The sequence below is a fragment of the Rhodococcus rhodochrous genome (genome assembly GCF_900187265.1).
In the GTDB taxonomy this organism is placed as follows: domain Bacteria; phylum Actinomycetota; class Actinomycetes; order Mycobacteriales; family Mycobacteriaceae; genus Rhodococcus; species Rhodococcus rhodochrous.
In genome coordinates this window covers 2,279,740-2,300,050 of record NZ_LT906450.1, presented here as the reverse complement: position 1 = coordinate 2,300,050, position 20,311 = coordinate 2,279,740, and the positions used below count along the sequence as shown (strand labels likewise).

The 20,311-nt window shown below is 69.5% G+C and carries 17 protein-coding genes; 4 read left to right on the top strand and 13 right to left on the bottom strand.

Annotated elements, in window-relative coordinates; all coding sequences use genetic code 11:
• Nucleotides 1-20: 20 nt before the first annotated feature.
• From CKW34_RS10520 to tesB, 12 genes are all read right to left on the bottom strand, one after another.
• Nucleotides 21-2,333, bottom strand: coding sequence for a RelA/SpoT family protein (locus CKW34_RS10520; RefSeq protein WP_016694930.1), 2,313 nt, complete (start codon nucleotides 2,331-2,333; stop codon nucleotides 21-23).
• A gap of 104 nt (nucleotides 2,334-2,437) precedes the next feature.
• A complete protein-coding gene (locus CKW34_RS10515) occupies nucleotides 2,438-2,995 on the bottom strand; it encodes an adenine phosphoribosyltransferase (RefSeq protein ID WP_059381328.1) in 558 nt (185 codons plus the stop codon).
• Nucleotides 2,992-4,743: an ABC transporter substrate-binding protein gene (locus CKW34_RS10510; protein ID WP_059381327.1), complete on the bottom strand. Its 1,752-nt coding sequence runs from the start codon at nucleotides 4,741-4,743 to the stop codon at nucleotides 2,992-2,994. The genes CKW34_RS10515 and CKW34_RS10510 overlap by 4 nt, the downstream gene beginning before the upstream one ends.
• 1 nt (nucleotide 4,744) lies before the next feature.
• A complete protein-coding gene (gene secF / locus CKW34_RS10505) occupies nucleotides 4,745-5,947 on the bottom strand; it encodes a protein translocase subunit SecF (RefSeq protein ID WP_231921867.1) in 1,203 nt (400 codons plus the stop codon).
• A 2-nt stretch (nucleotides 5,948-5,949) separates the two neighbouring features.
• Nucleotides 5,950-7,725, bottom strand: a complete 1,776-nt coding sequence (secD, locus tag CKW34_RS10500; protein WP_059381325.1) for a protein translocase subunit SecD — start codon at nucleotides 7,723-7,725, stop codon at nucleotides 5,950-5,952.
• Between the two features lie 110 nt (nucleotides 7,726-7,835).
• The gene (gene yajC / locus CKW34_RS10495; protein WP_016694925.1) at nucleotides 7,836-8,165 is read right to left on the bottom strand and encodes a preprotein translocase subunit YajC; all 330 of its coding nucleotides are present in this window, start codon (nucleotides 8,163-8,165) and stop codon (nucleotides 7,836-7,838) included.
• Nucleotides 8,166-8,312: 147 nt separating this feature from the next.
• A complete protein-coding gene (ruvB, locus tag CKW34_RS10490) occupies nucleotides 8,313-9,482 on the bottom strand; it encodes a Holliday junction branch migration DNA helicase RuvB (RefSeq protein ID WP_059381324.1) in 1,170 nt (389 codons plus the stop codon).
• Nucleotides 9,479-10,075, bottom strand: coding sequence for a Holliday junction branch migration protein RuvA (gene ruvA, locus CKW34_RS10485; RefSeq protein WP_059381323.1), 597 nt, complete (start codon nucleotides 10,073-10,075; stop codon nucleotides 9,479-9,481). Before ruvA ends, ruvB begins: the two co-directional genes overlap by 4 nt.
• On the bottom strand, nucleotides 10,072-10,650 hold the full coding sequence (ruvC, locus tag CKW34_RS10480) for a crossover junction endodeoxyribonuclease RuvC (protein ID WP_059381322.1): 579 nt from the start codon (nucleotides 10,648-10,650) through the stop codon (nucleotides 10,072-10,074). Before ruvC ends, ruvA begins: the two co-directional genes overlap by 4 nt.
• A gap of 196 nt (nucleotides 10,651-10,846) precedes the next feature.
• Nucleotides 10,847-11,599: a YebC/PmpR family DNA-binding transcriptional regulator gene (locus tag CKW34_RS10475; protein ID WP_059381321.1), complete on the bottom strand. Its 753-nt coding sequence runs from the start codon at nucleotides 11,597-11,599 to the stop codon at nucleotides 10,847-10,849.
• A 139-nt stretch (nucleotides 11,600-11,738) separates the two neighbouring features.
• Nucleotides 11,739-12,350, bottom strand: coding sequence for a pyridoxal 5'-phosphate synthase glutaminase subunit PdxT (gene pdxT, locus CKW34_RS10470; protein ID WP_174479578.1), 612 nt, complete (start codon nucleotides 12,348-12,350; stop codon nucleotides 11,739-11,741).
• Between the two features lie 76 nt (nucleotides 12,351-12,426).
• Nucleotides 12,427-13,251 (bottom strand): acyl-CoA thioesterase II, encoded by an 825-nt coding sequence (tesB, locus tag CKW34_RS10465; RefSeq protein WP_059381320.1) that lies wholly within the window; start codon nucleotides 13,249-13,251, stop codon nucleotides 12,427-12,429.
• A gap of 142 nt (nucleotides 13,252-13,393) precedes the next feature.
• Here tesB and CKW34_RS10460 point away from each other — a divergent pair, with 142 nt between their 5' ends.
• Both CKW34_RS10460 and CKW34_RS10455 read left to right on the top strand, forming a co-directional pair.
• A complete protein-coding gene (locus CKW34_RS10460) occupies nucleotides 13,394-14,215 on the top strand; it encodes an alpha/beta fold hydrolase (RefSeq protein ID WP_059381319.1) in 822 nt (273 codons plus the stop codon).
• Nucleotides 14,212-15,408 (top strand): SpoIIE family protein phosphatase, encoded by a 1,197-nt coding sequence (locus tag CKW34_RS10455; protein WP_059381318.1) that lies wholly within the window; start codon nucleotides 14,212-14,214, stop codon nucleotides 15,406-15,408. Before CKW34_RS10460 ends, CKW34_RS10455 begins: the two co-directional genes overlap by 4 nt.
• Before the next feature lie 20 nt (nucleotides 15,409-15,428).
• On the opposite strand, the gene pdxS is transcribed toward CKW34_RS10455, so the two are convergent.
• Nucleotides 15,429-16,331, bottom strand: a complete 903-nt coding sequence (gene pdxS / locus CKW34_RS10450) for a pyridoxal 5'-phosphate synthase lyase subunit PdxS (protein WP_059381317.1) — start codon at nucleotides 16,329-16,331, stop codon at nucleotides 15,429-15,431.
• A gap of 312 nt (nucleotides 16,332-16,643) precedes the next feature.
• On the opposite strand from pdxS, the gene CKW34_RS10445 reads away from it, so the two are divergent.
• Together CKW34_RS10445 and CKW34_RS10440 are read left to right on the top strand one after the other, a co-directional pair.
• The gene (locus tag CKW34_RS10445) at nucleotides 16,644-18,476 is read left to right on the top strand and encodes an ABC transporter ATP-binding protein (RefSeq protein ID WP_162232226.1); all 1,833 of its coding nucleotides are present in this window, start codon (nucleotides 16,644-16,646) and stop codon (nucleotides 18,474-18,476) included.
• Nucleotides 18,473-20,305, top strand: coding sequence for an ABC transporter ATP-binding protein (locus tag CKW34_RS10440; protein WP_059381316.1), 1,833 nt, complete (start codon nucleotides 18,473-18,475; stop codon nucleotides 20,303-20,305). Before CKW34_RS10445 ends, CKW34_RS10440 begins: the two co-directional genes overlap by 4 nt.
• Nucleotides 20,306-20,311: the final 6 nt, after the last annotated feature.

The following is a 20,311-nucleotide window of genomic DNA, read 5'->3' as shown; positions in this document are numbered from 1 at the left end:
GAATGACGTGACCGGGGTGATCAGGCGGCGGAGGTCACCCGGTAGACGTCGTAGACACCCTCGACGTTGCGGACGACGTTGAGCACGTGTCCGAGATGCTTCGGATCGCCCATCTCGAAGGTGAACCGGCTTACCGCGACCCGGTCGCCCGTGGTGGTCACCGAGGCCGACAGGATGTTGACCTTCTCGTCGGCGAGGGCCTTGGTGACGTCCGACAGCAGGCGATGCCGGTCGAGCGCCTCGATCTGGATCGCGACGAGGAAGACCGACGACGGCGAGGGCGCCCACTGCACCTCGATGATGCGCTCCGACTGCTCCCGCAACGACCCCGCATTGGTGCAGTCGGTGCGGTGCACGCTCACCGCTCCGGTGCGGGTCACGAAGCCCATGATCTCGTCACCGGGGACAGGCGTGCAGCACTTGGCGAGCTTCGAGACCGTGCCCGGCGCGCCCGGTACGAGGACACCGGAGTCGCCGCTGTGCCGCGAGCGGGTGGGGATGGTCGACGGGGTGGACCGTTCGGCCAGCTCCTCCTCGACGCCACCGACCCCGCCGAGCAGCGCGACCAGCCGTTGCACGACGTGGTGCGCCGAGACGTGGTGCTCGCCGACGGCGGTGTACAGCGCCGAGACGTCGGCGTAGCGCAGCTCCTTGGCGACCGCGACCATCAGGTCGGCGTTCATCAGGCGCTGCAGCGGCAGACCGACGCGACGGACCTCCTTCGCGATGGCGTCCTTGCCCGATTCGAGGGCCTCCTCGCGACGCTCCTTGGCGAACCACTGCCGGATCTTCGCCTTGGCGCGAGGGGAGACGACGAACGACTGCCAGTCGCGGCTCGGCCCGGCGTTGGGGTCCTTGGAGGTGAAGACCTCCACGACCTCGCCGTTCTCGAGCTTGCGTTCGAGGGCCACGAGCCGACCGTTGACGCGGGCTCCGATGCAGCGATGCCCGACCTCGGTGTGCACGGCGTACGCGAAGTCCACGGGGGTCGACCCGGAGGGCAGGGTGATCACGTCGCCCTTGGGTGTGAAGACGAAGATCTCCTTGACCGCCAGGTCGTAGCGGAGCGACTCGAGGAACTCCCCCGGGTCGGCCGCTTCCCGCTGCCAGTCGAGGAGCTGCCGCATCCAGGCCATGTCGTCGAGCTCGGCGACATCACCCGAGTGGCGTCCCTTGGTCTCCTTGTACCGCCAGTGCGCGGCGATGCCGAACTCGGCGGTGCGGTGCATCTCGTGCGTGCGGATCTGCACCTCGAGCGGCTTGCCCTCGGGACCGATGACGGTGGTGTGCAGCGACTGGTAGACGCCGTAACGGGGCTGCGCGATGTAGTCCTTGAACCGTCCCGCCATGGGCTGCCACAGCGAGTGCACGACGCCGACGGCCGCGTAACAGTCGCGGATCTCGTTGCACAGGATGCGCACGCCGACCAGGTCGTGGATGTCGTCGAAGTCGCGGCCCTTGACGATCATCTTCTGGTAGATCGACCAGTAGTGCTTGGGCCGACCCTCGACGACCGCGTCGATCCGCGACGCGGCGAGCGTCCGCCCGATCTCGTCGCGGACGGTGGCCAGGTAGGTGTCGCGGGACGGCGCGCGGGTCGCGACGAGCCGGACGATCTCCTCGTACTTCTTCGGGTGGAGGATCGCGAACGCGAGGTCCTCGAGCTCCCACTTGACCGTCGCCATCCCGAGACGGTGGGCCAGCGGGGCGATGACCTCGAGGGTCTCGCGTGCCTTGCGGGCCTGCTTCTCGGGAGGCAGGAAACGCATGGTCCGCATGTTGTGCAGGCGGTCGGCGACCTTGATGACGAGCACCCGGGGGTCGCGTGCCATCGCGATGATCATCTTGCGGATGGTCTCGCCCTCGGCGGCCGAGCCGAGCACGACCTTGTCGAGTTTGGTGACGCCGTCGACGAGATGCGCGACCTCTTCGCCGAACTCGGCGGTGAGCTGCTCGAGCGTGTACCCGGTGTCCTCGACTGTGTCGTGGAGCAGTGCCGCGACGAGGGTCGTGGTGTCCATGCCGAGTTCGGCAAGGATCGTGGCGACCGCCAGCGGGTGGGTGATGTACGGATCACCGGACTTGCGCTTCTGGCTGGCGTGCCGTTCCTCGGCGACGTCGTACGCGCGCTGCAGCTGCGAGAGGTCGGCCTTCGGATACAGCTCGCGGTGGATGGTGACCAGCGGCTCGAGGACCGGCTTGAGGCTCGTGCCCCGCTGACCGGTGATGCGTCGCGCCAGGCGGGCGCGTACCCGCCTCGACGCGGAGGTCGATGCCGGTGTGGGGGTCGGGTTCTGACCGGAATTGTGGGACCGATCGAGATTCTGGGTCATGCCTCCACCTCCCGTCGCGGCTGCGAACCCGGTTCGTCACCGATGCGCATGTCCGGACCGTACGGGCCCGGCGGGTTCACCGGCACCTGTGGCAACTCTATCTCTCAGATCCGCACGAGAGACGTGAGCGGGTACTTCTGCAGTCGCGCCCGGCCTCCGAGAGCTTCGATCTCGGTGACGACGGTGATCCCGACGACCTCGGCGCCGACGCGTTCGAGCAGTTCGACGGTCGCGGCGAGGGTTCCGCCGGTCGCGAGGACGTCGTCGACGACGAGCACCTTGCGGCCCTGGAGGGCCATCCAGTCGCCCGGGATCTCGATCGCGGCGGTGCCGTATTCGAGGCTGTATTCACAAGTCTGGACGGGCGGCGGGAGTTTGCCCGCCTTGCGGACGGCGAGCACGCCCACCCCGAGGGTGCGGGCGATGCCGCCGCCGAGGAGAAAGCCGCGCGCATCGATACCGGCGACGAGTTCGGCGTCGGGCGCAGCGGAGGCCAGCGCCGCGATCACGGCCGAGAAGGACGGTCCGTCGGCGAAGACGGGCGTCAGGTCGGCGAAACGGACACCTGCGGTCGGGAAGTCGTCGACCCATCGGGTGTGTTCGGCCACGGCCCCGGCAGCTTCCTCGACGAGCCGCGGGTCGCCGATCCGTTGAGCGTTCATCCTCCGAGTATCCACCGGTCCATGTTCCAGCCCGCACCCGCGGTCGTCGGGTTCGGCACCCCGGCATGCATTCCCGCCGCGAACCCGATCGTGCGGGGCTGCGCGAACAGGGGCAGGGTGGGGACGTCGCCCCACAGGATGCGTTCGGCCTCGGTCGCGAGTCCGGCGATGGCCGCGTTGTCCTTCGCCACGAGCAGACCGTCGAGCAGTTCGTCGACGCGGCCGATCGAATAGCCGCCGACATTGCTGCCGGCGCCGGAGTGCAGTGCGTCGCGGGCGTGCTCCATGTCGGCGGCGCCACCGGCACCGGCCGCCGTGGCCGTCCCGACGAGGATCGCGTCGACGTCCCTCGCCGTCAGTTGCGACGGCGTGAAGCTGTCGGAGCCGGCGTCGACGATCTCGATGCCCGCCTCGCGGCAGGACTCGCCGATCAGCTCGACGGTGCGCGCGCGGCGCTCGTCCGGTCCGAGATAGCCGATGCGGACCTGCATGCGGTCCTGACCGGAGGCCTCACGTTCGGAACGCGCGGCGTCGATGTCGACCTCGGCGTAGCGTTCGGCGGTCGGCACGGTCTGCGGGTACAGCGGTGAGTCGGGCGCCAGGAGCCGCGAGGTGATCGGGCCCGTGACGCCGTTCGACTCGTCGGATGCGCCGAGTTCGTCGAACAGCTGTGTGCGAGGTGTGCACAGGGCGACTGCGCGGCGCGCCGCCGGGTCCTGGAAGACACCGCTCGTGGCGAACACCAGTTGTTCGAGGTTGCGTGAGACGACGGTGGAGACGTCGGCGCCGTCGCCGAGGTTGCTGTGACCGACGGATCCCTCGGCCACGTCGACGACGTGGATGCGGCCGTCCTCCGCGGCCGCGGACGTGTCGGTGCCGCGCGGCCAGACGACGATGCGGTCGGTGCCCGGAGCGTTTCCCCACCACCGCTCGTTCGCGACGAGCGTCAGGCCGTCCTCGGCGGTGTACGACTCGATGCGGTACGGGCCCGCGGACGGGAACAGCGCCGGATCGATCTCACCCGGGGTGAGGGTCCAGCCGGTGTTCCAGAACTCCGCGATGCGCCGGACGGCCTCGGTGTCGTTCGCCGTGATCGCGCCGACCAGGTCGGACACACCCGACCTTCCTGCCGCCACGTGGGCCGGCATCAGCTCGGTGGCCCCGAACAGCGCCTTCCAGTTCGTGTCCTCGCGGCCGGGCCGGAAGACGACGGTGGCCTCCTTCGACCCGGGCTGACAGTCGACCCGGTCGATGTCGGCGTAACCACCACGATGGGCGGCGTCGAACAGCGGGACCTGCTCGCCGGACTCGTCGGGAGCGGTGAAGCGTCCGCTCGACGCGGCCCAGGCCAGGACGAGGTCGTCGCAGGACATGGGCACACCGTCGGAGTAGACCGCGTCCGGCGACAGGCGGTACTGCACGGTGAGCCCCTCACCGGGCACGACCGAGGCGGTGCCGATGTCGGTGTCCGCGATCACCCGGCCCGACGGGCCGACGTAGCCGAAGCCCGGCAGCACCCGGGCGAACGCCTGGCGCGCGCCCGAGGCCGCACCGTCGACGGTGTTCGCGTTGTAGGTCGTCACCGTGTTGTCGATCGCGTACCCGATCGAGTGCACCGGTTCCTCGTCCGTGCCGCACGCGACGGTGGAGAACGCGAGTGTCGAGGCCACCGCCGCGCACGCGAGGAGCGTGCCGCGGCGCCTCGGCGACCGCCTCGTCGTCGGGTCGTTCCGCTCGCTCACCGCCATGTCAGGACCTTCTCTTGCCGCGCTTTCCCGTGGGTCGTGCCCCGGGGGCGGGGCCGCGACGGACCGTCGCCCGGTCGGGCAGGGATCCGGCACCCTGCACCGTCGGCACCACCTTCGCGTCGACCGCGTCGGCCGACTGCGATCCGGCCGTCGTCCCGGCCTTCGCTGCGCGGGCGGCGGCCTCCTCCCGCTTGGCGAGCACCTTGCGGGTGTGCTTCGCGACCGGACCACGCCATTCCTCGAGCGTAACCAGCAACGGGGTCGCGAAGAAGATCGACGAGAAGGTACCGACGACGATGCCGACCAACTGGACGAGGGCGAGGTCCTTGAGCGTGCCCACACCGAGGAGCCACACCGCGATGACCATCAGCGCCAGCACCGGCAACACCGAGATGATCGTGGTGTTGATCGAGCGCATGAGCGTCTGGTTGACGGCGAGATTGGCCTGCTCGGCGTAGGTGCGGCGGTGCAGGTGCAGGATGCCGCGGGTGTTCTCCTCGACCTTGTCGAAGACCACGACCGTGTCGTAGAGCGAGAAACCGAGGATCGTGAGCAGACCGATGACGGTCGCCGGGGTGACCTCGAAACCGACGAGGGCGTAGACACCCGCTGTCACGATGATGTCGAAGAACAGGGCCGCGATCGCTGCGGCCGCCATGTTCCGCTGGTATCGGATCGTGATGTAGATGCTCACGATGACCAGGAAGACCACCAGCGCGATCAGCGCCTTGTTGGTGATCTGGCTTCCCCACGTCTCGCTGACATCGGCGACGCTGATCGCGTTGCGGGACGGCTCACCGTCCGGCCCGGCGGGCTGGAACTCCTCGAACAGCGCGGTCTGCAGCTCGGCGACCTGCTCGATGTCGAGGGTCTCCGACCGGATCTGCACGGTCGCACCGTCTCCGGCGCCGACGGTCTGCACCGCTTCGGGTTCGAAGCCGATCGTGTCGCTGAAAACGGTTTCGACATCGTCGACGGAGACACCGGCCACTGCCGGCATCTGGATGCGGGTGCCGCCCTCGAAGTCGATACCCCAGCTGAATCCGCGCAGCAGCATGCTGAGCAGGGCGATCAGCACGATCACCGCGGTGACGATGTACCACCGCTTGCGGCGGCCGACGATCTCGAAGGCACCCGTGCCGGTGTACAGGCGGGACAGCAGACCGTGCTGCGGTATGGCCGTCGTCGTGGTCGTGTCGGTCATCGTCACGCCTCCTTCGCAGCGGTCGCGGCAACGAGGCGACGCTCGTCGGCCACCTGCTGGATCGCGCCCAGACCGTTCACACTCGGCTTGGACCAGAACTTCGACTTCGAGGCCAGGAACACCAGCGGCCAGGTCACGAGGAACACCACGACGACGTCGAGGATCGTGGTGAGGCCGAGGGTGAACGCGAAGCCACGGACCTGACCGACGGCCAGGACGTAGAGCACGGCGGCGGCGATGAAGCTGACCGCGTTACCGGAAAGGATGGTCCGGCGGGCACGGGCCCAACCGCGCGGCACGGCGGAACGGAAACTTCGTCCCTCGCGGATCTCGTCCTTGATCCGTTCGAAGAAGACGACGAACGAGTCGGCGGTCATGCCGATACCGATGATGAGACCGGCGACGCCGGCGAGGTCGAGCGTGAACCCGATGTATCGGCCGAGCAGCACCATGACCGCGTAGACCGCCAGACCCGACAGGACGAGCGACAGTGCGGTGAGCAGTCCGAGCATCCGGTAGTAGGCGAGGCAGAAGATCAGCACGAGGGCCAGGCCCACCGCACCGGCGATCAGGCCGGCCTCGAGCGAGGCCAGACCCAGTGTCGCGGAGACGGTCTCGGCTTCGGACGCGACGAACGACAGCGGGAGCGAGCCGTACTTGAGGGTGTTCGCGAGCTCGGCGGCCTGCGTGTTCGTGAACTGGCCGGTGATCGAGGTGGCGCTGCCGGCGGGGGTGGCGCCCTGGATCACCGGGGCGCTGACGACCTTCGAGTCGAGCACGAAGGCGGCCTGCTGACCGATGTTCGCGGCGGTGAACTGTGCCCAGGTGTTGCTGCCCTCGCTGTCGAAGGTCAGGCTGACCTCGTAGCGCGACTGCTGCTGGTTGAAGCCGGAGGTGGCGTCGTCGATCTGCTGGCCGTCGATGATGCTCGGGCCGAGCAGGTAGATCGCGGTGCCGTCCGTGGAGCACGCGACGAGCGGAAGCGCCGGGTCGTCGTTGCCTGCGAGCGGGTCGGCCGCGGAGCAGTCGAGCGCGAGAGCCGCGGCCTGCTGCACCGCGGGGTCCTCGCTCTGGCGAGTGGCCTTGGCCGCGGCGATGTCGGCGGCCGCCTGTTCCTGCGGGGTGAGCGAGCCGTCGTTCTCGGGAACCTCGGGTACTCCGGTGGGCTCGGTCGGAGCCTCGGGCGTCTCGGCCGGTTCCGGGGCATCGGTGGGCGCGGTGGGATCCTGCGCCGGGAACGGACGTCCCTGCGGTTCGGGCGCATCGGCGGGCGGAGCCTGATCGGCCGGTGCGGGTTCGCCGGGTGCCGGTTCGGCAGGGGCCGGTTCTGCGGGCAGCCCACCCTCGGGCGTACCGGCGCCGGGCTGCTCGGCGAGATCCTCGGCGGTCATGTTCGCGTCGATCGGTCCCCCGATCACCGGCCTGATGTACAGACGGGCGGTCTGGCCCAGCGTCCTGGCCTGGGAGCTGTCCTCACCCGGGACGGTGATCACGAGGTTGTCGCCCTCGACGATCACTTCCGAACCCGACACACCGAGGCCGTTGACGCGGGTCTCGATGATCTGCTGGGCCTGGCGGAGGCTGTCCGGACTCGGGCTGCTCCCGTCGGGGGTTCGCGCGGTGAGGGTGACGCGGGTGCCACCCTGCAGGTCGATGCCCAGCTTCGGGGTGGGCGACTTGTCCCCGGTGAAGAAGACCAGTGCATACAACGCGGCGAGAATCACCCCGAACAGGGCGAGAGCGCGCACGGGATGCACCGATCCGTTGGAAGGTGCCACGGTCTGTCAGTCTCCTCGATGCGAGTGAGTGGTGGTCGGGTGCAGTCGCGCGGCGCTCGGCACCGGCACCGGAGACTCCGGTGCCGAAACCGTGCGTCGCGAATCGGCTGTCAGTACTCGGTCGGACGTCCCTCCGGCGGGGTCGCATCGTCGTCCTTGCGGAGCAGATCCGGATCCTGCGGGGTCTCGGTCTCGACGCGCTCCCGGATGACCAGACGCGACCAGGTCGTGACGACACCCGGCGCGATCTCGAGATCGACGGTGTCGTCGGCGAGGGCGGCCACCGTGGCGTGCAGACCCGCGGTGGTCATCACGCGGTCGCCGATGCGCAGGGAGTCCTGCAGCGCCGTCACCTTCTGCATCTCCTTCTTCTGACGCCGCACGCCCAGGAAGGTCGGGACGAGCAGTGCCAGGATCAGGAGAGGGAAGAGCAGTTCCATCGTTGAAGTCAGTCCTCGTTCGTTGTCGGTGGGTGGTGACGCGGGCGACACCAGCGGGTCGTGGTGGCGCATGCGGCACCACGACGTCGGGATCGGCCTCCACGGACCGACGCAGTAGACCAGTGTGCCATTCCCCGGGCGAGCGTCCTACCGCCGTACGTCCGGATCGTCCGGGTCGGACGGATCGACACCGCCCTCGAGGGTCGTGTCGGGGTCGTCCTCGAACAGCTCGAGCTGGGGTTCGCGCGCACGCACCTCGATGCCCCCGGTGGCGGCCTCCGGCGGCGGGGTGAGGCCGAGCTGCAACCAGGCGGCCTGCGTGGCCACACGTCCGCGCGGGGTTCGGGCGACCATGCCGGCGCGGACCAGGAACGGCTCGCACACCTCCTCGACGGTGGCGGGCTCCTCCCCCACGGCCACGGCGAGTGTCGACACGCCGACCGGGCCGCCACCGAAACTGCGGACGAGTGCGCCGAGGACGGCGCGGTCGAGACGATCGAGACCGATGGGATCGACGTCGTACACCTCGAGGGCGGCCTGTGCGACGGCCCGGGTCACGACACCGTCGGCGCGCACGTCGGCGTAGTCGCGGACGCGGCGCAGCAACCGGTTGGCGATACGCGGCGTGCCGCGGGAACGACCGGCGATCTCCGTGGCGGCGTCGTCGCGCAGATCGATCCCGAGGATCGACGCGGAACGGTGCAGGATCCGCTGCAGTTCGGGAGGCTCGTAGAAGTCCATGTGCGCGGTGAAACCGAACCGGTCGCGGAGCGGGCCGGTGAGGGCGCCGGAACGCGTGGTCGCGCCGACGAGGGTGAAGGGTGCGACCTCGAGCGGGATGGACGTCGCGCCGGGGCCCTTGCCCACCACGACGTCGACGCGGAAGTCCTCCATCGCGAGGTACAGCATCTCCTCGGCCGGTCGGGCGATGCGGTGGATCTCGTCGATGAACAGCACGTCGCCCTCGGCGAGATTCGACAGCATCGCGGCGAGATCGCCGGCGCGTTCGAGCGCGGGACCGGAGGTCAGTCTCAGCGACGTGCCGAGTTCGGCGGCGATGATCATCGCCATCGACGTCTTGCCGAGACCGGGCGGACCGGACAGGAGGATGTGGTCGGGAGTGCCGCCGCGCAGCTTCGCTCCTCGCAGGACGAGCTGCAGCTGCTCGCGGACCCGCGGTTGCCCGATGAAGTCGTCGAGGCTGGTCGGGCGCAGGCTGGTCTCGATGTCGCTGTCGGAGGGCAGATGCTCCGCCGTGACCGGCGACCGCTCGCGGTCCGCTCCTGCCGCGTCGAACTCGCGGTACTCGTCGGTCACCGCGACCTGCCCAGCAGCTTGAGCGCCGAGCGCAGTGCCGTCGAGACGTCGGCGCCCGGGTCCTCGGTGAGGACCTTGTCGGCGGCCGGCTCGGCCTGACGCGGCGTGAATCCGAGACCCACCAGCGCCTCGACGATCTGGTCGCGCAGCGGCGAAGCACCGGCCGCGACGGGCGACGAACCCGTGGCGCCGAAGGCCGCGACCTTGTCGCGCAGTTCGACGATCATGCGTTCGGCCCCACGCTTGCCGATCCCGGGCACCCGCGTCAGGGCCGAGGTGTTGCCGTCGGCGAGAGCCGCACGCAGAGCATCGGGTTCGAGGACGGCGAGCGTGGCCATGGCGAGCCGGGGACCGACGCCGCTGACCGTCTGCAGCAGGCCGAACAGTTCGCGCGCCTCCGCGTCGACGAAGCCGTACAGCGTCATGGAGTCCTCGCGGACGATCATCGCGGTGGCGAGCCTGGCCTGCTCGCCGCGCCGGAGACCCGCGAGGGTGGCGGGTGTGGTGTTGATCCGATAGCCGATCCCACCCGCCTCGATCACCACGTGGTCGAGGGCTATGTCGAGTACCTCGCCGTGTACCGAGGCGATCACCGGCTACCTGCCTTCCGTGCGGCCGACTGTTCGCGCAGCCGCTCCTCGTAGCGTTTCTTCTGCTGGGCGGCCGCAGCTTCGGCGGCCGCGAGTCTGGCGAGCAGCGGGGCCCGCCAACAGTGTGCGACGGCGAGTGCGAGTGCGTCTGCGGCGTCGGCGGGCTTCGGCGCGGCGTCGAGCTTGAGGATGCGGGTGATCATCGTGGTCACCTGCTTCTTGTCGGCCGTGCCACTGCCGGTGACCGCGGCCTTCACCTCGCTCGGCGTGTGGAACATGACCGGGATCGAGCGCCGCGCGGCGGCGAGGGCGACGACGCCGCCGGCCTGCGCGGTGCCCATCGCGGTACGTACGTTGTGCTGGGAGAACACGCGCTCGATCGCCACGACGTCGGGCTTGTAGCGGTCCATCCACTCCTCGACCGAGTCGGAGACCTTGAGGAGCCGGTGCTCGAGGTCGAGTTCGGGCGAGGTGCGGATGACACCGACGGCGACGGGGATCACGTCGCGTCCGCGTCCCGTGTCGACCATCCCCAGACCACAGCGGGTCAGACCGGGGTCGACACCCATCACGCGCACCCGACTCACCTCTCGACACCCGAATACGGCCGGTTTCCGACGCCTTCGACGGACCCGACCTCGCTTCGCACGATTGCGAACGCCTGTTCGAGAGCATAGCGGCCGGGATCGGGTGCCGGGAGACCGACACGCGACCCCGGCCGCTGTGACAAGTACGACGAGCGTCGCTCGTGGACGAGTACGACGAGAGCGTCGCTCAGGCGTCGAGTTCGGCGAGGACGTCGTCGGAGATGTCGACGTTCGTGTAGACGTTCTGCACGTCGTCGCAGTCCTCGAGCGCGTCGACCAGCTTCATGACCTTGCGTGCACCCTCGGCGTCGACCGGCACCTCGACGGACGCCCGGAAATCGGGGTCGGCCGAGTCGTAGTCGATGCCGGCGTCGACGAGAGCCGTACGCACGGCGATCAGGTCGGACGCCTCGGAGACGATCTCGAAGGAGTCGCCGAGATCGTTGATCTCCTCGGCACCCGCTTCGAGGACGACCTCGAGGATCTCGTCCTCGGAGCGGCCGTTCTTCTCGAGCACGACGACTCCCTTGCGGGTGAACAGGTAGGCGACCGAACCCGGATCGGCCATGTTGCCGCCGTTGCGGGTCATCGCCGTGCGGACCTCGCCGGCGGCGCGGTTGCGGTTGTCGGTCAGACACTCGATGAGCAGCGCGACACCGTTGGGGCCGTAGCCCTCGTAGGTGATGGTCTGCCAGTCGGCACCGCCGGCTTCCTCACCGCCGCCACGCTTGCGGGCACGCTCGATGTTGTCGTTCGGGACCGAGTTCTTCTTCGCCTTCTGGATGGCGTCGAACAGGGTCGGGTTACCCGCCGGGTCGCCACCGCCGGTCCGAGCCGCCACCTCGATGTTCTTGATGAGCTTCGCGAACATCTTGCCGCGCTTGGCATCGATGACCGCCTTCTTGTGCTTGGTGGTGGCCCATTTGGAGTGGCCGCTCATTCGCTTCGAGCCCCTTCCGGCGAAGTGTGGTCGGCGTCAACCGACAGGTCGGAGCGTCGATTCTACTCGCTCCCGGTGTGGGCCACCGGCACGGTGGCCGTGTCGTCATGTCGTCGAGGTCGTCGGGCGCGCTCCGCGGTCAGGTGGCCGAGCGCACGGTCTCCACGAAGAACCGGTGCACGCGATGGTCGCCGGTGATCTCGGGATGGAAGGAGGTCGCGATCACGGCACCCTGACGCACCGCGACCACCCGGCCCGCCGCCGGCCCGTCCGGCACCGTGGCCAGGACCTCGACGTCGGGCCCGACCTCCTCCACCCACGGTGCGCGGATGAACACCGCACGCACGGGCCCGTCGTCGAGGCCGGTCAGCGGCAGGTCGGTCTCGAACGAGTCGACCTGACGGCCGAACGCGTTGCGGCGCACCACGATGTCGAGGGCGTCGAGGTGTTCGGCGTCCTCGGTGGTGTCGAGCACCCGGGAGGCGAGCAGGATCATGCCGGCGCACGAACCGTAGGCGGGCAGGCCCGCCTTCAACCGGCTCCGCAACGGCTCGAGCAGATCGAACACGCGCAACAGACGGCTGACGGTCGTGGACTCGCCGCCGGGGAGGACGATGCCGTCGACCTCGTCGAGTTCGCGCTCGCGCCGCACCGCGATCGTCCGCGCACCCGCCGCCTCGAGAGCACTGCGGTGTTCGCGGACGTCGCCCTGCAGTGCCAGGACGCCGATCGTGGGAGAGGAAATGGTCATCGTTGCCTGCCTGTCCGTTCGGGGTCGCCGATGCGCAGGCACTCTGTGGGGACGTCCTCGTCGGGGACGCCCTCGTTCAGGACTCGCGCAGGTACCGCGTGAGTCCTTCCTGCACCACCGCCGCGACCATGTTGCCGTTGCGATCGAAGATCCGCCCCTGGGTCAGTGCGCGCCCCAGCCCGGCGGAGGGTGACGTCTGGTCGTAGAGCAGCCAGTCGTCGGCGCGGAACGGTCGCAGGAACCACATCGCGTGGTCCAGGGATGCGCCCTGCGTCCGTTCGTCGTCGTGGCCGACGCTCGCCGAGCCGAGCAACGTCATGTCGCTCATGTACGCGAGCGTGCACACGTGGAAGACCGGGTCGTCGGGGAGGATCTCGCGGGACTTGAACCACAGCTGCTGCTGGGCGGCCATCCTGCTCGACGAGTCCATCCGGTCGCGGGGAACGAATCGGAAGTCCCATTCGGCCCATTCCTTCTTCGCCCACAGCAGGGTCGCGTCGTCGACCACGGTCTCCGGATCGGGCAGTTCCTCCGGCGCCGGCACCCGCGGCATCGTGTCCTGATGCTCGATCCCCTCGTCGCGCACGTGGAACGACGCCGACATGGTGAAGATCGCCTTGCCGTCCTGGACGGCCGTCACGCGCCGGGTGCAGAAGGAGCGGCCGTCGCGGATCCGGTCGACGAGGTAGACGATCTGCATCGTCGGGTTCCCCGGGCGGAGGAAGTAGCCGTGCAGCGAGTGGACCCCGAATGCGGGATCGACGGTGCGGACCGCCGACACGAGCGCCTGACCGGCCACCTGACCACCGAACGTCCGCGGCAGCAACGTCTCCGTCGCTATGCCCCGGAAGATGTCGTTCTCGATCTGTTCGAGCGCCAGGATCTGCTCGATCTTCGCCATGGGAACTCCTTCTGTGCACCGTACGCAAGAAGGCTAGCTGCACGGACGTGTGCCGAACGCCGTGTCCCCGGGAAGTGGCGAGAGAACCGGGATCGCTATCGAGTAGCGAATATGACACCCTCGGGAGAACGGAGGGGGTGCAATGCGACAAGTCACCGATGTGGTGCACAGGAACAGCGTGACGATCACGGGCAACCGAGAGGGCCCGGTGGTCGTCCTCGCGCACGGTTTCGGCTGCGACCAGCACCTGTGGCGACTGGTGATCCCGCTGCTCGAACCCGACTTCACCGTGGTGCGGTTCGACCACGTCGGCTCCGGGCGTTCCGATGCGACCGCCTGGGACTCCCAGCGCTACTCGCGGATGGAGACCTACGCCGAGGACGTCGTGGACCTGTGCCGGAGCCTGGATCTCGGGCCGGTGCTCTTCGTCGGTCACTCGGTGAGCGCGTCGATCGGTGTCCTCGCGGCGGCCGCTGCCCCGGAGGTCTTCTCCGGTCTCGTGCTGCTCGCGCCGTCCCCGTGCTTCATCGACGATCCGGCCACCGGTTACCGAGGTGGGTTCAGCGCCGACGACATCGACGAGCTGCTCGAATCCCTCGAAGCGAACTATCTGGGCTGGACCGAGTCGATGGCGCCGGTCATCATGGGCAATCCCGAGCGGCCGGAGCTCGGCGACGAACTCGCCGAGATCTTCTGCCGCACGGATCCCGAGGTGGCGCGCGTCTTCGCCCGGGTGACCTTCCTCGCCGACAATCGCTCCGATCTGGCCGCGGTGTCGGTGCCCACGCTCGTCGCCCAGTGCGCCCACGATGCGATCGCTCCGCGCGAGGTCGGTGCCTTCGTTCACGAGCAGATCCCCGGGAGCGAACTCGTGACTCTGAACGCGACCGGCCACTGCCCGCAGCTCAGCGCACCCGAAGAGACAGCAGCCGCGATCGCGGCGTTCGCGCGCCGATCGGGGTGACGGCGACGACCGATCGGACCCTCGATCCCCGTATCCGACACGGCGATGCGCTGTACGACAACGCGCCGTGCGGATTCCTGACGACGCTCCCGGACGGACGGATCACGGAGGTGAACCGGACGTTGACGGACTGGCTCGGGTTCCCGAGCGACGAACTGGTCGGCAAGCGGTACTTCTCGGACCTGCTCAGCGTGGGCGGCCGTATCTACCACGAGACCCATTACGCGCCGCTCCTGCTCATGCACGGGCAGATCAACGGGATCGCTCTCGAACTCGTCCGTGCCGACCGGACCCGGCTTCCGGTCCTGGCCGCCTCGGTGGTCGAGCCGGACGCCGAGGGCAGGCCCGCGCTGATCCGCACGATGCTGTTCGATGCGCGCGAGCGCCGCGCCTACGAGACAGAACTGCTCCGTGCCCGTCGCGAGGCGGAACTCGAGCGTGAGCGGCTCCGCAAGATCAACGCCACGCTCCAGGCGACCCTGCTTCCACCGAGCCTGCCCGCGGTACCGGGACTCGAGGTCGACGCGTACTACCACATCGCGTCCCCCGACGAGGTCGGCGGCGACTTCTACGACCTGTTCCCCGCGCGCGCCGGCACGTGGGGGCTGTTCCTCGGCGATGTGTGCGGAAAGGGCGCTCGCGCAGCGGCGGTGACGTCGATCGTCCGCTACACGCTGCGCGCCGCGGCGGTCTACGAGACGTTCCCGTCCGCGGCGCTCAGGACGCTCAACACCACCCTGCTCGACGAACGCGACAGCGAGACGCGAGCCCCCTTCTGCACGCTCACCTTCGGTACGGTCGCTCCCGATCCGGATACGGGACGGGTCGACATCCGTCTCGCCTCGGGTGGGCATCCGCCGCCGCTCCTCGTGCGCGCCAACGGCAACGTCGACTATCTCCCCACGATCGGCGGACAGCTGATCGGGATGCTGCCCACGCCGCGACTCGTCGAGCATACCTTCGCGCTGCGCCCCGGCGACACGCTGCTGCTGTACACCGACGGGGTGACCGAGGCGCTCGTCTCCGGCGAGACCCGTGAACGCTACGGGGAGGATCGGCTCCTCGACCACGTCCGCGCGTCGAAGCCGACGAGCGCGGCGGAATCGGTCGGGGCCGTCCGCGAGGCGCTCGCGACGCTCGGAGCGGGCGTGCAGGACGACGTCGCCCTGCTCGCCATGCACGCACCCCGGTAGAGCGCACCCCGGTAGAGCGGTCACCAGCCGCGTTCGGCGAGCCGGTGCGGCTGCGGGATCTCGTCGACGTTGATACCGACCATCGCCTCGCCGAGACCCCGCGAGACCTTCGCGAGCACGTCGGGATCGTCGTGGAAGGTGGTGGCCTTGACGATCGCGGCCGCACGCTGGGCAGGGTTGCCCGACTTGAAGATTCCGGATCCGACGAACACGCCCTCGGCCCCGAGCTGCATCATCATCGCGGCGTCGGCGGGGGTGGCGATGCCACCGGCGGTGAAGAGGGTGACGGGCAGCTTGCCGGCGCGGGCGACCTCGACGACGAGGTCGTAGGGGGCCTGCAATTCCTTGGCGGCGACGTAGAGCTCGTCCTCGGGAAGCGAGGTCAGGCGCCGGATCTCCTGGCGGATCCGGCGCATGTGGGTCGTGGCGTTCGAGACGTCGCCGGTGCCGGCCTCGCCCTTCGAGCGGATCATCGCCGCACCCTCGTTGATACGGCGCAGTGCCTCACCGAGATTCGTGGCGCCGCACACGAACGGCACGGTGAACGCGAACTTGTCGATGTGGTTCTCGTAGTCGGCGGGGGTGAGCACCTCCGACTCGTCGATGTAGTCGACCCCGAGGGCCTGCAGGATCTGCGCCTCGACGAAGTGGCCGATGCGCGCCTTGGCCATGACGGGGATCGAGACGGCCTCGATGATGCCGTCGATCATGTCGGGATCGCTCATGCGCGACACGCCGCCCTGCGCGCGGATGTCGGCGGGCACGCGTTCGAGGGCCATGACCGCCACCGCGCCGGCGTCCTCGGCGATCTTCGCCTGCTCGGGGGTCACCACGTCCATGATCACCCCGCCCTTGAGCATCTCGGCCATGCCGCGCTTGACGCGGGCGGTGCCGGTGACGGGGGCGGTATCGGGGCTGGTCACGATGGGGATTCCTCCTCGGTGGACGGATCGGCGAATACTGCCGGCGCACGGGCGACGGGCAGCGGACCCCAGCCTAGGGCCGTATCCGAGCCACCCCCATAGCCAGTTGACAACAACTGGACTGCACACTGCCGGTCCACTCCCCCCGGCCGGGCTCCGGAGGTTTCGATCACGCCGACTCGAACCGTCGCCCGGATCGTTGCCGATGCTCATGATGGGAGGGATGTGCGCCCACGGCCGTGGGCGCACTCCGCCGTTTCACCTCGAGGGTTCACGCGGATGTCCGGGAACCGACGAAAGGCTGGGATGCCCGTGGCACCGAACCGCCCTGTTGCCCGTGAACCGCTCCGCGGAGCCACCTTCCGGGCAGGGATCGCGATGATGGTCGAGGACTGTCGCCGATTCCCCGTCCCCGCGGCGGTCGCGATCGGCGCGAGCATCGCCAACGGCCTGTGCACGGTGCTGTTCGCCGACGTGATCGGCTCGGCCACCGACGATCTCGTCCTCGGGAGCTTCGAACGCGGCGAGCTGTCCACCGGCGTCGCTGTGGCAACGGCCCTCGCGTTGATCGGCGTCGCCCTGTTGCGCGTCCTGAGCATCGTGACCCGCACGTTCGCGGGAGGCACCGTCCAGTTCCGCGGACTGGCCCGCACGCGCACGCGCCTGGCCGATCACTATCTCGATTCCGGATCGCGCTGGCACCGAGGTCATCCCACCGGTCGCCTGCTCGCCCATGCCGTCTCCGACGCCGACTCCGCCCACGCCCCGATGCAGCACTTCCCGTTCGCGGTCGGCATGACCGGCATGCTCCTGGCGGTGCTCGTCCAGGTCTTCCGCACGGACACCCGGCTCGGTGTGATCGCGGCCGTGCTCATCCCCGCGCTCATCGCGACGAACGTGGTCTACCAACGGGTCCTGTCGCCGCGCGCCCGGCAGGTGCAGTCGCGCCGCGCCGAGGTCGCCGCGCTCGCGCACGAGGCGATCGCCGGCGCCCAGGTCATCCGCACGCTCGGAGCGACCGACGACGAGACGCGGCGATTCGCCGGCGCCGCACACGAACTCGCGAGGGCCAATCGGTCCGCGGGTCGTGTCGGGGCGATCTTCGACCCGCTCATCGAACTGACCCCGTCGTTCGCGGTCCTCGTGGTCCTGCTCGTGGGCGTGGTGCGGATCGAGGCCGGTGCGGTGACCATCGGCGCTCTGGTCTCGGTCGTCTACCTGCTGCTCACCATGGCGATGCCGCTCGGTGTCATCGGCCGCTTCCTCGCCGTCCTGCCGGCCGGTGTGGTCGGTCGCCGCCGCGTCGAGGCGGTCCTGGCCGAGTCCGAATCGGAGCCGTCCGGCTCGGCCTCCGTCCCCCACTCGGTAGCTCCGGCCCGTCTGCGCGCCGATGCCGTCTCCTACCGCTTCGCCGACGCCGACCGGCCCGCTGTCGACTCGGTCGACCTGGATCTGCGCCCGGGACGCATCGTGGCGCTCGTCGGGCGCAACGGTTCCGGCAAGTCCACCCTCGTCGCGCTGCTCACTCGTCTGTTCCCGCCCACCTCGGGCACCGTGACCCTCGACGACGTCGACCTGGCCACGACACCACCCGGTCACACGGCACGACACGTCGCTCTCGTCACCCAGACCCCGTTCGTCTTCGCCGGATCCGTGCGCGACAACCTCACCCTGTGGGACGACGGGATCGACGAGGCAGCGGTCCGTCGCGCGCTCGCGCTCGCCGAGGCCGGCTTCGTCGACGAACTGCCGGACGGTCTCGACACCGTGATCGGCGACGGTCACGCGCGGTTGTCCGGCGGCCAGCGTCAGCGCATCGCCCTCGCTCGGGCACTCGTGCGGCGACCCCGTGTGCTCGTCCTCGACGACGCCACGTCCGCGCTCGATCCCGCCGTGGAGCGTGCCGTCGTCGACAACCTGCGGGCGGAGTTCTCGCAGGGACGATCGGAGACCACGATCCTCGTCGTCGCACACCGTCCGGCGATGATCTCACTCGCCGACGAGGTGGTCTTCGTCGATCAGGGCCGGGTGGTCGCGACCGGCACTCACGCCGGTCTCGCGGCATCGGTGCCCGCCTACCGCGATCTGGTGACGGCCTACGACGACAATGCACGCACGGCCGAACTCGAGGGGGCGACCCGATGACCGTGTCCCCCACCGCATCCCCACAACCGGACGCCGAAAGGACCGACACCGAACGACTCGGCACCGTCGCGTTGCTCCGCCGCGTCGCCCGACTCGTCCCGTCGGTGCGGACCGGCCTGGCCGCCACCCTGGCGTTCGCCGCGTTCGCGGCGGTGGGACGCATCGTCGTTCCCGTCGTGGTGCAGTACACGATCGATCACGGTCTGCTCACCGCGGTCACCTCCGAGGAGCGCACCCGGATCGTCGTCCGGTGCGCGCTCCTGGGAATGGCGGCCGTGCTGGTCGCGGGCGTCGGCTCGTCGCTGATGAACCGTCGTCTGATCTCGACCGTCGAGGACGTCGTGTCCGCCCTGCGGATCCGGGTGCTCGACCACACCCTGCGGCTGCCTCCCACCCGTCTGGAATCCGGCGCGCAGGGCGGCTTCGTCGCGCGGAGCACCGACGACCTCGATGCGGTGACGGTGTTCGCCCAGGGTGGCGGCATGACCCTCGTCCAGAACCTGACCCAGATGACGATCGCGTTCGTCGTCATGGCGGTGTACTCGTGGCCGCTGGCGATCCTGGCGGCGCTGGTCGCGTGCGTCGTGCCGCTCGTCGGCCGCTACGTGCAGCGGATCATCGCGGGCCGGTTCGACGTGGTGCGCTCGCGGATCGGGCAGCTGTACGCGGCGTTCGCGGAGACCCTCACCGGGATCGACACGATCCGGGCCGCCGGCGCCGTCGAGCGGGTCCGGACCCGGTTGCATTCGCGGATCGATGCGACGGCGGACGCACAGGTCCGCACGCTGCTGCCGATGAGCGCCTCGTTCTCCGTCGGCCAGAGCATCGACACACTCATCACGATCGCGGTGATGTGCGGCGGGGTCGTGCTCGGCCTCGGCACCTCCGGTGTGGGTTCGTCGATCACCGTGGGGACGGTGGTCGCCTTCGTCTTCCTCGTGACGTTCTTCGTCCGTCCCCTGCAGTTCGCCGTCAACACGCTCGCCGACGCCAAGAACTCGGAGGCGGGACTGCGCCGGGTGCTCGCGATCCTCGACCTGGAGACCGACGCGGTCGCACAGGAGATCGCGACGCCGCTGCGACCCGGGATGTTCGACGTCGACATCGACACCGTCGAGGTGGGCTACGTCCCCGGACGCCCGGTCCTGAGCGGGCTGGACCTGCGGATCGGTGCCGGGCAGCAGGTCGCGGTGGTGGGCGAGACCGGTTCGGGCAAGAGCACCTTCGCCAAGCTGCTCACCCGGCAACTGCACCCCACGACCGGTACCGTCCGCTTCGCCGGTGTCGACGTCGCGAGCATCGGCGACGAGTCGCTCGCCCGGCGTGTCGCCGTGGTCCCCCAGGATCCCTTCCTGTTCGATCGCAGCGTCCTCGAGAACATCGCCGTCGCCCGTCCGGGAGCCGACCGGCACGACGTCGAAGCGATCCTTGCCGAGCTGGGGCTCGACGACTGGGCCCGCGACCTGCCGCACGGCCTCGACACCCGCACCGGCCAGCGCGGTGAGGCGCTGTCGGTCGGCGAACGCCAGCTCGTCGCGCTGGCACGCACCGCGCTCGTCGACCCCGACCTGCTGGTCCTCGACGAGGCCACCAGCGGTGTCGATGCCGGAACCGACGTGCGCCTGCAAAGGGCGCTGACATCGATCGGACGGGGACGCACCACGGTGACGATCGCCCACCGCCTGCACAGTGCGCGGGTCACCGATCGAATCCTGGTGTTCGACCGGGGCCGGATCGTCGAGGACGGCACGCACGACGAGCTGGTCGCCACGGGCAGGCTCTACGCCCGGCTGCAGGACGCCTGGTCGTTCCGGTCGACGCTCGTGTGAGGAGCG